This window comes from Variovorax sp. 3319 (assembly GCF_031456585.1).
Lineage (GTDB): Bacteria > Pseudomonadota > Gammaproteobacteria > Burkholderiales > Burkholderiaceae_C > Variovorax > Variovorax paradoxus_P.
The window spans coordinates 385,747-398,701 of the sequence record NZ_JAVDUZ010000001.1 but is presented as its reverse complement, the minus strand read 5'-3'; the positions used below and the strand labels follow the sequence as shown (position 1 = coordinate 398,701).

14 protein-coding genes are annotated in these 12,955 nt (G+C 62.3%); 10 read left to right on the top strand and 4 right to left on the bottom strand.

The window, feature by feature from the left end; translation table 11 throughout:
• Nucleotides 1-23 precede the first annotated feature (23 nt).
• Both cynS and J2X67_RS01915 read right to left on the bottom strand, forming a co-directional pair.
• Nucleotides 24-467, bottom strand: a complete 444-nt coding sequence (gene cynS / locus J2X67_RS01920) for a cyanase (protein ID WP_309949992.1) — start codon at nt 465-467, stop codon at nt 24-26.
• Between the two features lie 61 nt (nt 468-528).
• Entirely contained in the window at nt 529-951 is a 423-nt protein-coding gene (locus J2X67_RS01915; protein WP_309949988.1) for a nuclear transport factor 2 family protein, read from the bottom strand.
• An 85-nt stretch (nt 952-1,036) separates the two neighbouring features.
• Here J2X67_RS01915 and J2X67_RS01910 point away from each other — a divergent pair, with 85 nt between their 5' ends.
• The 3 genes from J2X67_RS01910 (at nt 1,037) to J2X67_RS01900 (ending at nt 3,845) form a co-directional block, all read left to right on the top strand.
• The gene (locus J2X67_RS01910) at nt 1,037-1,639 is read left to right on the top strand and encodes a helix-turn-helix domain-containing protein (protein WP_309949985.1); all 603 of its coding nucleotides are present in this window, start codon (nt 1,037-1,039) and stop codon (nt 1,637-1,639) included.
• 26 nt (nt 1,640-1,665) lie between these two features.
• Nucleotides 1,666-2,550 carry a LysR substrate-binding domain-containing protein gene (locus J2X67_RS01905; RefSeq protein ID WP_309949982.1) on the top strand — a complete coding sequence of 295 codons (885 nt, stop codon included), beginning with the start codon at nt 1,666-1,668 and terminating at the stop codon, nt 2,548-2,550.
• Nucleotides 2,551-2,687: 137 nt separating this feature from the next.
• Nucleotides 2,688-3,845 carry an alpha-hydroxy acid oxidase gene (locus J2X67_RS01900; protein ID WP_309949980.1) on the top strand — a complete coding sequence of 386 codons (1,158 nt, stop codon included), beginning with the start codon at nt 2,688-2,690 and terminating at the stop codon, nt 3,843-3,845.
• 22 nt (nt 3,846-3,867) lie between these two features.
• Here J2X67_RS01900 and J2X67_RS01895 read toward each other — a convergent pair whose 3' ends face one another.
• Entirely contained in the window at nt 3,868-4,752 is an 885-nt protein-coding gene (locus tag J2X67_RS01895) for a LysR family transcriptional regulator (RefSeq protein ID WP_309949978.1), read from the bottom strand.
• Between J2X67_RS01895 and J2X67_RS01890 the strand changes: the two genes are divergently transcribed.
• The 6 genes from J2X67_RS01890 to J2X67_RS01865 all read left to right on the top strand — a co-directional run bounded on the left by J2X67_RS01890 (nt 4,723) and on the right by J2X67_RS01865 (nt 11,595).
• Complete coding sequence (locus J2X67_RS01890; RefSeq protein ID WP_309949977.1) at nt 4,723-5,721, top strand: DMT family transporter; 999 nt, start codon at nt 4,723-4,725, stop codon at nt 5,719-5,721. The two genes, J2X67_RS01895 and J2X67_RS01890, sit on opposite strands and share 30 nt — an antisense overlap.
• Nucleotides 5,722-5,816: 95 nt before the next feature.
• A complete protein-coding gene (locus J2X67_RS01885) occupies nt 5,817-7,091 on the top strand; it encodes an aminotransferase class I/II-fold pyridoxal phosphate-dependent enzyme (protein ID WP_309949975.1) in 1,275 nt (424 codons plus the stop codon).
• A 38-nt stretch (nt 7,092-7,129) separates the two neighbouring features.
• Nucleotides 7,130-7,840: an SDR family oxidoreductase gene (locus J2X67_RS01880; RefSeq protein ID WP_309949973.1), complete on the top strand. Its 711-nt coding sequence runs from the start codon at nt 7,130-7,132 to the stop codon at nt 7,838-7,840.
• Nucleotides 7,841-7,900: 60 nt separating this feature from the next.
• Nucleotides 7,901-8,938 carry a selenide, water dikinase SelD gene (gene selD / locus J2X67_RS01875; RefSeq protein ID WP_309949971.1) on the top strand — a complete coding sequence of 346 codons (1,038 nt, stop codon included), beginning with the start codon at nt 7,901-7,903 and terminating at the stop codon, nt 8,936-8,938.
• A 4-nt stretch (nt 8,939-8,942) separates the two neighbouring features.
• Nucleotides 8,943-10,127: a cysteine desulfurase family protein gene (locus J2X67_RS01870; RefSeq protein ID WP_309949970.1), complete on the top strand. Its 1,185-nt coding sequence runs from the start codon at nt 8,943-8,945 to the stop codon at nt 10,125-10,127.
• Between the two features lie 133 nt (nt 10,128-10,260).
• Nucleotides 10,261-11,595 (top strand): MFS family transporter, encoded by a 1,335-nt coding sequence (locus J2X67_RS01865; RefSeq protein WP_309949968.1) that lies wholly within the window; start codon nt 10,261-10,263, stop codon nt 11,593-11,595.
• A 21-nt stretch (nt 11,596-11,616) separates the two neighbouring features.
• Here the strand turns inward: J2X67_RS01865 and J2X67_RS01860 are convergent, their stop codons facing one another.
• Nucleotides 11,617-12,177: a putative glycolipid-binding domain-containing protein gene (locus J2X67_RS01860; RefSeq protein WP_309949966.1), complete on the bottom strand. Its 561-nt coding sequence runs from the start codon at nt 12,175-12,177 to the stop codon at nt 11,617-11,619.
• Nucleotides 12,178-12,235: 58 nt separating this feature from the next.
• Here J2X67_RS01860 and J2X67_RS01855 point away from each other — a divergent pair, with 58 nt between their 5' ends.
• Nucleotides 12,236-12,859, top strand: coding sequence for a YiiX family permuted papain-like enzyme (locus J2X67_RS01855; protein WP_309949964.1), 624 nt, complete (start codon nt 12,236-12,238; stop codon nt 12,857-12,859).
• The last annotated feature ends 96 nt before the right edge of the window (nt 12,860-12,955 follow it).

The window sequence follows — 12,955 nt, the reverse complement described above, 5'->3', positions numbered from 1 at the left end:
CCGCCTGATTCCGGTCGGCCGCGTCAGTAGGTCTTGTAGGGCAAGAACTTGCCCGAGAGCACCACGTTGACGCGGTCGCCCTTGGGGTCGGGCTGGCGCTGGATGTCCATGCTGAAATCGATGGCGCTCATGATGCCGTCGCCGAACTCTTCATGGATCAGTTCCTTGATGGTGGTGCCATACACGCTCACCACCTCGTACCAGCGGTAGATGAGCGGATCGGTCGGCACCGGCGTGGGCAGCGAGCCCTTGTAGGGCACGACCTTGAGCCACTTCTGCTCTTCGGCGGTCAGCCCGAAGATTTTTCCGATGACCTTGGCCTGCTTGTCGTCCAGCGTCATCTGCCCCAGGCATGCGGCGGTGGTCCACTCCTTGGAGAGGCCCACCTTCCTGGCCACGTCGGCCCATTGAATGCCCTTGGACACCTTCACGGTGATGATCTTCTCGGTAACGTCGTTGCGGTTCATTGGGGTTTGCTCCTTGCACCGCTGGCAAGCAACACCCGTGCCCGGGAGCCGGCGCGCACGTTCAGCGTTCCCAGCGGAACTTGCGTTCCGATTCGGAAATGGCCTGGTCGTTGATGCTCGCGTAGCGCCGCTGCATCAGCCCGTTCGCGGCAAACTCCCAGTTCTCGTTGCCGTGGCTGCGAAACCATTGCCCGGCCGCGTCGTGCCATTCGTACTCGAAGCGCACGGCAATGCGGTTGTCCATGAAGGCCCAGAGCGTCTTCTTCAGGCGGTAGTCGTGCTCCCGCTCCCACTTGCGGGCAAGAAACTGCACCACCTGCTCGCGCCCATTGATGAAGTCGGCCCGGTTGCGCCACTCCGTGTCGGGCGTGTAGGCCAGGCTTACGCGGACCGGGTCGCGCGTGTTCCAGGCATCTTCTGCAGCCTGCACTTTCTTGGTTGCGGTTTCAAGGGTAAAGGGAGGCAGCGGCGGGCGGGATTCCATGGCGGTCTTTCATTGATCGGTGGATGGCGAAGGTCCGCAATGTGCCACATGTAGACAGACCTGTCTACATGCCTACAATACCGCCATGGACATCTCCGCACTGCCCGCGCGCGAGCGCATCCTGCACACGGCGCACAACCTCTTCTATGCGGACGGCATTCGCGCCACGGGCATCGACCGCGTCATTGCGGCCTCGGGCGTGACCAAGGTCACCTTCTATCGACACTTTCCGTCGAAGGACGACCTGGTGCGCGAGTTTCTCGATCATCGCCATGCTCTGTGGATGGCATGGTTCGTCGATGCGCTGGGCCGGCGCGGCGCACACGAGCGCGCCGGCAACGCAAGCGCCTTGCTGCTGCTGCCAGAGGTCATGGCCGAATGGTTTGCCGACCCGGTCTTCAGGGGCTGCGCGTTCATCAATTCAGTCGCCGAGGTGGGCGGCAGCGTCGAAGGCGCGGCCGAGCGTGCGCGCGAACACAAGCGCGAGATGGTCGAGGTCATCGCGGGCCTGCTGCCCGCCGGCTCGCCCGCGCGCACGGCCCTTGCGCAAGCCGCCGCGCTGGGGGTGGACGGGGCCATCGTCAAGGCGCAAATGGGCGGTGCGGCGCTGGCGCGCGAGGCGGTGGACGACCTTCGCCGCCTGCTCGAGGCGCTGGTTGCCGCGTCGGCGCCGGGCGCGACTCGATAACATCCGCTCCGGACTCAGCAACACACATGGCATCGACGCGACTCCCCTCGACGCAGGGCCTGCAGGCCTTCGAGGCCCTGGCACGGCTGCGCAGCGTGAATCTTGCGGCGGAAGAACTCAGCGTTACGCCCAGCGCGGTGAGCCACCGAATACGGCAACTTGAATCGCTGCTCGAACTCAAGCTTTTTGCAGGCAACGACTTCGGTCTGAGCGCCGACGGCGTGGCCTACCTGGCCCGCGTGCGCGAGGCCATTGCGGCACTGCAGCAGGTGCCCGGCCGGCAGCCCGCATCGCAAGTGCGGCGGCTGCGGGTAGCGGTGACTCCCACGTTCTCCCGCCAGATGCTGCTGCCCCGGCTCGCGAGGTTTCGCGATGCCTATCCGAACATCGAGTTGATGCTTCAGGTGACGATGCCTGTGCGCAATATGACGGCCGAAGAGGCCGACCTGGAACTGCGATTCGGTACCGGGCCTTTTCACGACCGCGAGTTCTGCCAGTTGCTGGCGGACGACGTCGCGCCTGCCTGCAGCCCGGCGTACCTGCAGCGCCACGGGCCGTTCGACGGCTTTGCAACCGATGCGGAGGCCTCGCGCGTGCAGCTGCTGCGCACGCCGCTCGAGTCATGGCGCACCTGGTTCAAGGCCCGCGGCATCGGCCTGCCGGAGCCGGCCACGGGCCACCAGTTCAACGACCTGGGCCTGGCGCTCGATGCGGCGGCCGAAGACTTCGGCGTGGTGCTGATGCACCTGAAGCTCGGCAGCGCCTGGCTGGAGAACGGGCGCCTCGTCCGGCTTTCGGCAGAGAGCGTGCCCTCGCCCAATGCCTACTTCCTGTGCTGGCGGCCGGGGGCAATGGAGCGCTGGGAGTGCGCAACCTTCGTCGAATGGCTGCGTCAGGCGCTGCGGGACTGACTGAATTCTTTTCAGGTCTCGCTCGGGTATTTTTCAGGTCGCGGTCCGTTTCGGACGCCACACTCGGCCCGCGACGGAGCTTGCCCATAATCTCCGCTCGCGCGATCGAAAAACAGAGACTATCCAGGAGACTGCTCGTGCCCGACCTTTCCAAGATTACCTGCATCGAAGACCTGCGGGTAGTCGCCAAGCGACGCGTGCCCAGAATGTTCTACGACTACGCCGATTCCGGCGCGTGGACCGAGGGCACCTACCGCGCGAATGAAAGCGATTTCCAGAAGATCAAGCTGCGCCAGCGCGTGGCCGTCAACATGGAAGGCCGCTCGACGCGGTCCACGATGATCGGCCAGGACGTGGCCATGCCTGTGGCCATTGCGCCCACCGGCCTTACCGGCATGCAGCATGCCGACGGAGAAATCCTCGGCGCGCGCGCGGCCAAGGCCTTCGGCATTCCGTTCACGCTGTCGACCATGAGCATCTGCTCGCTCGAGGACATTGCCGAGCACACCGGCCGGCATCCGTTCTGGTTTCAGCTCTACGTCATGAAGGACCGCGACTTCATCGAGCGCCTGATCGAGCGCGCCCGAGCGGCCAACGTGTCGGCCCTGCAGCTCACGCTCGACCTGCAGATCCTCGGCCAGCGCCACAAGGACATCAAGAACGGCCTCTCGACGCCGCCCAAGCCGACCATCGCCAACATGATCAACCTGGCGACCAAGCCGCACTGGTGCCTGGGCATGCTCGGCACCAAGCGCCGCACCTTCGGCAACATCGCAGGCCATGCCAAGGGCGTGAAAGACCTCTCGTCGCTCTCGTCGTGGACGGCCGAGCAGTTCGACCCCGCGCTGAGCTGGGCCGACGTGGAATGGATCAAGAAGCGCTGGGGCGGCAAGCTGATCCTGAAGGGCATCATGGACGCGGAAGACGCCCGTTTGGCCGCCGACAGCGGCGCCGATGCACTCATCGTTTCGAACCACGGCGGGCGTCAGCTCGACGGCGCGCCCTCTTCCATCTCTGCATTGCCCGTCATCGTCGATGCGGTGGGCAGCAACATCGAGGTGTGGATGGACGGCGGTGTGCGCAGCGGACAAGACGTGCTGAAGGCGCGCGCGCTCGGCGCCCGCGGCACGCTCATCGGCCGCAGCTTTCTGTACGGCCTGGGCGCCTATGGGCAAGCCGGCGTAACGCGCGCGCTGCAGATCATCCACAAGGAGCTCGACATCACCATGGCCTTTTGCGGCCACACCAATATCGAGAAGGTCGATTCGGGCATCTTGCTGCCGGGTACTTTCTAAGCCCCGCACCTGTCCCAGACCTTCATCCGAACTCACCCAAGGTTTGCAGCACGCTCTGGACAGCGTTGTCGCGGCTCTTGGTAGCTCGAAAGGCAAGGCCCAGTGGACGGCTGAGAGTTGGCTTCAGATGCCGCAGCACCAACGCATTTGCCATGGCGTCCTTATTGTGCGGCTCGAATGGCAAGATGGCCGCTGCATGGCCTGCGGCGACCAAGCTCTTGATCGCCTCAGGATAGTTGAGGTGCATCCGTGCTTGCGGATTGAGTCCGGCGTGGCCGAACCATGCTGCGATCAGTCTGTACATCTGCGTGGCGGGATCGAACGATATCCAAGGGCGTTCGGCCAGCCATTGAGGTGTGACCAGCTTCGGGGCCTTCCAGCTGCGAGGCACGATAGCGACCATCGGGTCATTGCGCCATGCAATCAGCTTCACGCCCGCACAGGGAGCCTGGGGCATCGCGACAATGCCGATATCGAGCGTTCCGGCCTGCAGTCGCGCGATGGCCTCGACCGAACTCAGGATGCTTACAGTGACGTCCACACCCGGGCTGCGCTTCGACAGACGGGCCAACAGTGCCGGCAGCAGATGCGCGCTGACACCGGCGGATGACCCGATTCGAACGACGCCTTCGCGCCCCTCCGATTTTCTGCGGACCTGATCGCTCAGCTCCTGCGCGCCTGCAAGAAGCTTCCGGCCGCCTTCCACGAGCGCCAATCCGGCCGGCGTCAGGCGAGCCTGGCGCCGCCCTCTTTCGACAAGCACCGCACCAAGCCTCGATTCCAGCTCGCGGATGTGCAAGCTGACCGTGGGCGGCGCGAAGTGCAGCGCCTTCGCCGCAGCCGCCAGAGTGCCAAGGTCGGCGATGGCGATCAGCGTTTGAACTTGGTCAAGATTGAGATTGCGCATTCAGGATTTCTGACTTCGGTGAGCAGGAAATTCAACTTTACGGAATGGTATCGAGGAACCACCATTGCTCGCGTCGCCAAATCAATAGGAAGCGTGAATGAGTTCATCGAAGAAGGCGTTTACATGAGCGACGGCGTATTCCTGGCCATTCTTCTGGCCGCGCTCATGAACGCCATATGGAACAGCGCCATAAAAATTGGTGACGACAAGGTTGCCGTTATGGCGCTTACCACGTTGATTGGGAGTGGAATTTCTCTTGTTGCGCTGCCATTTGTTGGTGTTTTCGCATCGACGGACTGGCTTCTGCTCGCTCTATCGATAGGCATCCACACTGTCTACCACTTTGCCCTTCCTATCGCCTACCAGCACGGCGACCTGGGGCACGTCTACCCCATCGCACGGGGCGGGGCCCCGTTGCTTGTGACACTGGCCGCAGCGTCTGTGGTGGGAGAAGTGCCCTCACCGGGAGAGATTGCCGGAGTACTGTGTCTCAGCATCGGTGTGTTGGCGTTCGCCTTTCAGCACCGGGCGCAGGGGGGAGCAAGCAGGGGAACGCTCTATGCAATGGCGATCAGCTTGCTGATCGCGTCCTACACGGTCGTGGACGCGCTGGGCGCGCGCAGGTCGGAGTCTGCACTGGGCTTTGCCGTGCTGCTGACCATTGGGGATGGCATTGCGACTGCATTGATCGTCCTGTGGTGGAGAGGACGCGCCGCTTTTCTTGTCGACCGTCGAACGCTCTCGATGAGCGCAATCGCAGGCACCATGCAAATAGGCGCGTACTGGATCACCGTGTGGGCACTCGCGCAGGCGCCCATGGGCACCGTGTCGGCCCTGCGAGAGAGCAGCGTTCTCTTCGTGGCGCTGATATCCACCTACCTGCTGAAGGAACAACTGGGCAGGCACCGCATTGCGTGCTCTGTGCTCATCTTTACGGGTATTTTGCTAGTAAAGCTCCGTCTTCTTTAACGTCTCAGCGCTAGAGCGCCCTATAAATCAAAAGAAAGCCGACCCGACGTGCAACGTCGAGGGAGCGGTGTTGTCACTGTATGCGGAGGTCACCATTGAAAAAAAAGAGTCTTGCAATTGAAGGGGGTACACCGGTCCGGACCCGCTACTGGCCGCGGTTCGACAAGGGGGATGTGGACGTGGACGAGCGGGAACTTGAAGCAGTAGATCGGGTGCTGCGTAGCCGTCTTCTGTTCCGTTACGACACACGCCCAATCCAAGAGACCGAGGTCGGTCGCTTCGAGGAAGCGCTGCGCAAGCAGTTTGGAGTCAAGCACGCGCTGGCCGTATCGAGCGGAACCGCCGCCATTGCGGTTGCCCTCATGGCGATCGGCGTGACGACGAGCGACCAAGTGCTGTGCTCATCCTTCGCTTTCGCCGCGGATCCAAGCGGCATCATGCTGGCCGGGGCAACCCCTGTATTGGTCGACGTCGGTCCCGATAGTCATATGGATCCGGTCGATCTCGAAACACGCATTACTGATAAGACGAAAGCGATCCTCGTGGTGCATCAGCGTGGGCAGGCTGGGAAGATCGAGGAAATTCTGGCCGTCGCACGGCGCCACGACCTTCACGTCGTCGAAGATGCGGTGCCAGCCCTTGGCGCCAGCATCGGGGAGCGCTATCTCGGCACGTTTGGCACCTTTGGCGCCTTCAGCACGCAGGCTGACAAGTCCCTCAATACGGGAGAAGGTGGATTTCTGCTGACGAACGACACTTTGTTGTTCGAACGGGCAGTCCTATTCTCTGGCGCGTACGAAACCCGAGTGAAGAAACACTGCAATTGGGACGTCAAGATCCGCGAGCAGACCGTGCCGCTTTTCAATTTCCGCATGGATGAGATCCGGGGCGCCCTAGGAAGAGTGCAACTCGAGAAGCTGCCACGCCGCGTCGAGACTCTTCGCCGCAACTATTCGCGTGTGCTGCGGTTCCTGGATGCCTATCCCGAAGTGATGGTCCGGAGTTCCTGCGTGCCGGAAGCCACGCTGGGCCACTACCTCGTCTTCCAACTCCGAGATTCCGACCCCCAGGATGCGCAATGGACCGCCGACGCCCTTGCCGCAGAGGGCGTCGACGCGCGCTGCTTCGGCTTGCTAGGACGACCCAATATCCGTTCGTTCTGGAACTGGGAGTTCATGTTTCCTGGTCTGTCTCAGGCCGAGATTCGGCTCATATTGCCCGCGACAACCCGCATGCTGGATCTGACGGTGGACGTTCCGCTGCCGCCCTCGCTCGGAGAGGAAGATTTGCTGGATCTCGAAACGGCATTAGTAAAAGTGCTCGACGCGCGCAGGCTGAATAAAGCAACTCCGGTATCGACTCGCGCCTGAGGCTCTAGAGCCACAACAACATATGAACCGGAGTGGAGATGGACAACAAGAGAGTTGCGGTAGTGACCGGAGCCTCCAGCGGAATTGGGCTGGCTGTGGCACATGCATTGGCCGAGGCGGGCTACGTCGTCATGGCGCATGGCCGGCGGGAAGGGCGCTTGCGAGACTTTGCGTTGAAAGTGGATGGCTGCGCATGGATCGCGGGCGATCTAACCCATGAAGATGCCTGCGAGGCGCTGCTAAGTGCCGCACTGGAGCGCTTCGGGCGCGTGGACTGTGTCGTGAACTGCGCCGGGAAGAACCACGTTGGTTCAATCGAAGACGTCAATGTCGATGCACTTTGCGAGATGGTGCGCGTCAATACGGAGGCCGCTTTCAGACTGACGTATTTGACCCTGAAGTACTTTAAGGAGCGGGGCTTCGGTGACCTCATCCACATCACCAGCATCATGGGCTACAAAGTCCGAGAAACAGGGGGCGGGTACTCAGGTACCAAGCATGCGGTGGAGGCCTTGTGCGAGGCGCTTCGCATGGAGCTCGCGCGAACCGACATCCGTATTTCCTGTGTGGCCCCGGGACTCGTCCGCACTGAATTGCACCGCGACCTTCCTATCCATCCCTCGATCACCAGGAACATCGACCCGCTCAGCCCTTCTGACATCGCCAACGCGGTGCTGTGGCTGCTGCAAATGCCTAGGCACATCAACATCCCGCAACTGGTCATGTTGCCGAAGGGACATGTCATCTAGCTGGTGATGTTGCGTTCGTGAAGGCTGGATAAAGCGTTGAACAAATGGAGGATCGTAAAAATGAATAACTTGAATCTCACCAACTTTGCCCGCATGGGGGGCTGTTCCTGCAAGCTCGGCTCTCAGGACTTAGCACGGCTCTGCTCCATCCCTGAAATGCGGAACGCCATGTTGCCCGACTTGGCTCCCGACGATGCGGCAATTCTGCCGTTGGAGGGCGGCAAGGCGCTTATCACGTCGATTGACTTTCAGAACGCTGTCGTCGACGACCCTGTAATCGCGGGCGAGATCGCAGCGAAAAATGCGTTGAGTGACATATTTGCGTGTGGCGTATCGCCTCTATACGCGGATGTGGTCCTTGTCGTCCCATACGGCGAAGACGCAGTGGCTATCGGCCAGGACCTGATGAGAGGCGTGGCACGGGCATGCGAGCAGGACGGCTGCGCCATCGTTGGTGGACATACCATTCGCGGCGAGACGCCGATCGTAGGTCTCTCCGTCTTCTCCATTGCGCCAATGGGGCACGTCAAGCGCAAATCCGGCGCGGCACCTGGTGATCTGCTGGTACTCACCAAGCCTCTGGGCAATGGAGTCGCGGTGGCTGCTAGACAACAGGGCCTGCTCGGCGATCAAGACTACCAAGAAGCGCTCTCGGCCCTTCTGCAGTCGAATCGCGTCGGTGCTCGGCTGGGGCCGCTGCTCGGTGTGTCCGCCATGACTGATGTCACTGGCTTCGGACTACTCGGACACATGTCGGAAGTGGCGGAAAGCAGCGGAGTTACGCTGCGGCTGAGCATGCGCAAAGTCCCGTTTCTGCCTGGTGTTGTCAGTGCTGCACGCGATGGGGCCATTCCCCTCCTAGCTGAAGATAACTTGGAGGCATTTCAAGCTCGGGTGAGATTTCCCGTGTCTCTAATGCGCCATGAAAGGCTGCTGCTATGCGACCCGCAGACGAACGGAGGACTTCTTTTTTCCGTACAACCGGAGACTTGGGACCAGGCCTGCGGGATTTTGACCGAGGAGGGAGTCACTGCCTGGACGATCGGTGAAGTGCTGGAGCGCCAGTCGGACGGCAGTCTCATCCAGTTGCTGAGCTGAAAAGATGCCCACATCACTCAGCGCGCTATTCCTGGATGACGTGCCCGGGATCTATCTCGATCACCAAGCGACAGATCGGCCTCGGCCCCAAGCCGTTGAAGCGGTCAGGCGGTGCATGGAGCAACATTTTGGAAATGCCAGTGCACTAGCCCATGCACGTGGACAGCGTTCGCGGCGCCACCTGGAGAATTTTAGACGGGTAACGGCCTCCGTGGTTCATGCTGCAGGAGACGCACTGCTCTTCACCAGCGGCGCAACCGAGAGCAACAATCTGATTCTGGGCTCGGAGGGTCGCCGGCCAGGCGCCCATCTGGTCATCTCGGCAATCGAGCACAAGTGCGTCCTAGAGAGTGCAGCGAGGGCCCAGGGATTCGGCGCCAGGGTGTCGCTTCTGCCGGTGGACGGGCGCGGCGTCGTGGATCTAAGCGCGCTTGAGAGATTCATATCGGAAGGAGCCACCCTCGTCTCTATCATGGCTGCCAACAACGAAATTGGCGTGATCCAGCCGCTCGAAGAGATCGGCCGCATGTGCCAAGCTGCCGACGTCCGGTTTCATTCCGATGCCGCTCAAGCTATCGGAAAGATGCGGCTCGATGTGACAGCCTTAGGAATCGACTACCTGACGTTCACGGCCCATAAATATGGAGGGCCACAAGGCATAGGTGGGGTCATCTGCTCGCGCCGAGGAACGGATCGCGTAGAGCCTTTGCTCGTCGGCGGCGGTCAGGAGCGCGGCTTACGCTCGGGAACCACTCCTCTCGCCCTGTGTGCTGGAATGGCGGCTGCCTCGCTGGCGCTGTCAGAAAACATGGAGACCGAAATCACTCGCATGCGCCATATGCGCAATCGGCTCTTAAGCGGGCTTCGTTCTCTTGGACCGTTCTTTACGAACAGCGACGCAGACCATAGACTGTGTAACAACCTCAACGGAGGGTTCGAGGGAATCTCGGCACTTCTATTGATGCGCAGAATACCAAACGTTCATTTCTCCGCCGGCTCTGCATGTACTTCCGGCGCGGCAGCGAGCCACGTGCTAACAGCGATGGGGCTAGCGCGTGCACGCATCGACTCGAGCTTCAGATTGAGCGTGGGTTGGTGTACGACGGAAGAGGATGTGGAGCGCGCCATTGAAGCGTTCGGGCGAGCACTACCAACCTTTCCTAGGCAGCGGAGCTACAGCAGGCATTAGAGCGCCATTGCCGGGTACGTTCTAAGCCCCCTCGGCCGGCAGGCTTGCGGCGCTGGCTGACAGCGCGTAAATGCATGAATGCGGAAAATTGTTGCTTCCAACAACATCGCCCGCACGGGCGGCATAACCCATCATGAGCGCAGCCACGCCGGTCACGCAAGGCCCTTCGGATTCCGGATCACCTCCCCGCCAGTACACGGCAGAAGAAAAACGCCACCGTGTCTTCTCGATCATGGCGGCCTCTTCGGGCAACCTGGTCGAATGGTTCGACTTTTATGTGTACGCTTTTTCGGCGCTGTACTTCGCGTCGGCCTTCTTTCCCAAGTCGGACCCGACGGTACAGCTGCTGAACACAGCCGGCGTATTTGCGGCCGGCTTCCTGATGCGGCCCATCGGCGGCTGGCTCTTCGGCCGCATTGCCGACAGGATCGGGCGCAAGACCTCGATGCTGATCTCGGTGACCATGATGTGCGGCGGCTCGCTGGTCATTGCCTTCTTGCCGACCTATGCGCAGATTGGCGCCTGGGCACCGTTTCTGCTGCTTGTGTGCCGCCTGTTCCAGGGCCTTTCAGTAGGCGGTGAATACGGCACCACGGCCACCTACATGAGCGAGGTGGCGCTGCGCGGCCAGCGCGGCTTCTTCTCGTCTTTCCAGTACGTCACGCTGATCGGTGGGCAGCTGCTCGCGGTGCTGGTGATCGTGGTGCTCGAACAGTTGCTCACCGAGGCCGAACTCAAGGCCTGGGGCTGGCGCATTCCGTTCGTCATTGGCGCGGTGGCCGCCGTGGTGGCGCTGCTGCTGCGCCGCACGCTGCACGAAACCCAGAGCGCCGAAGCCAAGGCCAACAAGGAAGCCGGCAGCATGGCCGGGCTGTTCAAGCACCACATGCCGGCCTTTCTTACGGTGCTGGGCTTCACGGCCGGCGGCTCGCTCATCTTCTACACCTTCACCACGTACATGCAGAAGTACCTGGTCAACACCGTGCACCTGCCAATCAAGACCGCAAGCTACGTGATGACCGGCGCGCTCTTTCTGTACATGTGCATGCAGCCGGTGTTCGGCGCGCTGTCGGACCGTATCGGCCGGCGCAACAACATGCTGCTGTTCGGCGGACTCGGGGCGCTGGCCACGGTGCCGATCCTCACGGCGCTGCAGCACACCACCAACCCGGTGGTGGCTTTTGTGCTGATCGTCGTTGCCCTGGCCATCGTGAGCTTCTACACATCCATCAGCGGCATCGTGAAGGCGGAGATGTTTCCGCCCGAGGTGCGCGCGCTGGGCGTGGGCCTGGCCTATGCGGTCGCCAACGCCCTCTTCGGCGGCTCGGCCGAGTACGTGGCGCTGGGGCTCAAGACGCTGGGGCACGAATCGGCGTTCTTCTGGTACGTGAGCGCAATGATGGTGATTGCGTTCCTCGTGAGCTTGCGGCTTCCGCGGCAGGCGGCGTACCTTCACCACGACCATTGACGCCTTCGCGGCGCCGGGGCGCTACGCCTCGGCGATCCAGAGGCCCGGATAGTCGCGCACGAAACAGTCGGACGTGACGCCCAGCGTTGCCGCATAGTCGAAGCGCCTGGCCTCATAGGCGTATTGATCGCTTGCGGTGCGTTCGTAGCGCTGCACCAGTTCGCTCAACACGCCGCCCTCCAGATCGACCCAGGCAGCCGGCGCATCGGCACCCTCACCCTGCGCAAGATTGAGCCGCCGCAGCTGCAGCAGGTTGGTGGCTGGCGTAAAGCCAAGGTCGAGGTCGATGCAGTGCGAAAGGTCCGGCACCGCTTCTTCGTTGAGTTTCCAGTGCCCGCGCGCATCGCGGGCAATCGACAGGTCGACGGCGGCACTGCCGAGCCAGCCGCGCACCGTGCCCCATTGCGCGTGCCAGTGCAGGTCGCAGCGCACGCGGTAGTGCAGCTGCGCAATGCGCTGGTCTTCGAGCCGGAATACGGCAGCACCATCGAGCTGCCATGCAGTGGCGTTGCGTTCGAGGCGGCAGGCGTCGTGGCCCGGTGCATCGAGCCTGCGCCACAGGATGGAAGCGACGGTTTGCATGCCGCGGATGATGGCGCGAGCGGGCGCAACAGGCAAGCCTTGTCACAATGCGCCGCACATGAAGAACAACATCCCACCCTGCGCGGCAGCCCTGCTGCTGCCCGCCCTGCTCTGCCTCTCTGCCGCCCCGGTGCATGCCGCGCTGAAAGACGGCGACATCGTCTTTCATACCTCGCGCTCGGCCCAGAGCCTGGCGGTGCAGCGCGCCACCGGTTCACGCTACAGCCACATGGGCGTGGTGCTGATGCGCGGTGGCAAGCCCTATGTATTCGAGGCGGTGTCGACAGTGCGCTACACGCCGCTCGCACAATGGACGGCGCGCGGCGACGGCGGGCACTACGTGGCAAAGCGGCTGCGCAATGCCGGCTCGCTGCTCACGCCCGCCGCGGTGGCCCGCCTGCACGCCGGCTCAGCCGACTATGAAGGCCGCCCCTACGACCTGACTTTCGAATGGTCGGACCAGCGCATCTACTGCTCCGAGCTCGTGTGGAAGCTCTACCAGCGCGCATTGGGCGTGCGCATCGGCGAGCTGCAGAAGATTCGCAGCTTCAACCTCGACGACCCCGCGGTGCGCGCCAAGATGCGCGAGCGCTACGGCGACAAGGTGCCGATGGATGAACCGGTGATCTCGCCGGTGGCGATGTTCGAATCGCCGCTGCTCACGACGGTGGAGACGCGCTAGGCGCGGAGCATTGGGCGCCGAGCGCTCTCGTCCAGGGCGCCGTCCGCATCGATGCATGCCGAGCTAACATCGTACGCACGACCATTCAGAGGAGCG

Coding starts and splice junctions, on each gene's coding strand:
- J2X67_RS01860 (WP_309949966.1), bottom strand. CDS start 12,177: ATGCAAACCGTCGCTTCCATCCTGTGGCGCAGGCTCGATGCACCGGGC.
- selD (WP_309949971.1), top strand. CDS start 7,901: ATGAATAACTTGAATCTCACCAACTTTGCCCGCATGGGGGGCTGTTCC.
- J2X67_RS01905 (WP_309949982.1), top strand. CDS start 1,666: ATGGCATCGACGCGACTCCCCTCGACGCAGGGCCTGCAGGCCTTCGAG.
- J2X67_RS01865 (WP_309949968.1), top strand. CDS start 10,261: ATGAGCGCAGCCACGCCGGTCACGCAAGGCCCTTCGGATTCCGGATCA.
- J2X67_RS01855 (WP_309949964.1), top strand. CDS start 12,236: ATGAAGAACAACATCCCACCCTGCGCGGCAGCCCTGCTGCTGCCCGCC.
- J2X67_RS01910 (WP_309949985.1), top strand. CDS start 1,037: ATGGACATCTCCGCACTGCCCGCGCGCGAGCGCATCCTGCACACGGCG.
- J2X67_RS01915 (WP_309949988.1), bottom strand. CDS start 951: ATGGAATCCCGCCCGCCGCTGCCTCCCTTTACCCTTGAAACCGCAACC.
- J2X67_RS01880 (WP_309949973.1), top strand. CDS start 7,130: ATGGACAACAAGAGAGTTGCGGTAGTGACCGGAGCCTCCAGCGGAATT.
- J2X67_RS01895 (WP_309949978.1), bottom strand. CDS start 4,752: ATGCGCAATCTCAATCTTGACCAAGTTCAAACGCTGATCGCCATCGCC.
- cynS (WP_309949992.1), bottom strand. CDS start 467: ATGAACCGCAACGACGTTACCGAGAAGATCATCACCGTGAAGGTGTCC.
- J2X67_RS01870 (WP_309949970.1), top strand. CDS start 8,943: ATGCCCACATCACTCAGCGCGCTATTCCTGGATGACGTGCCCGGGATC.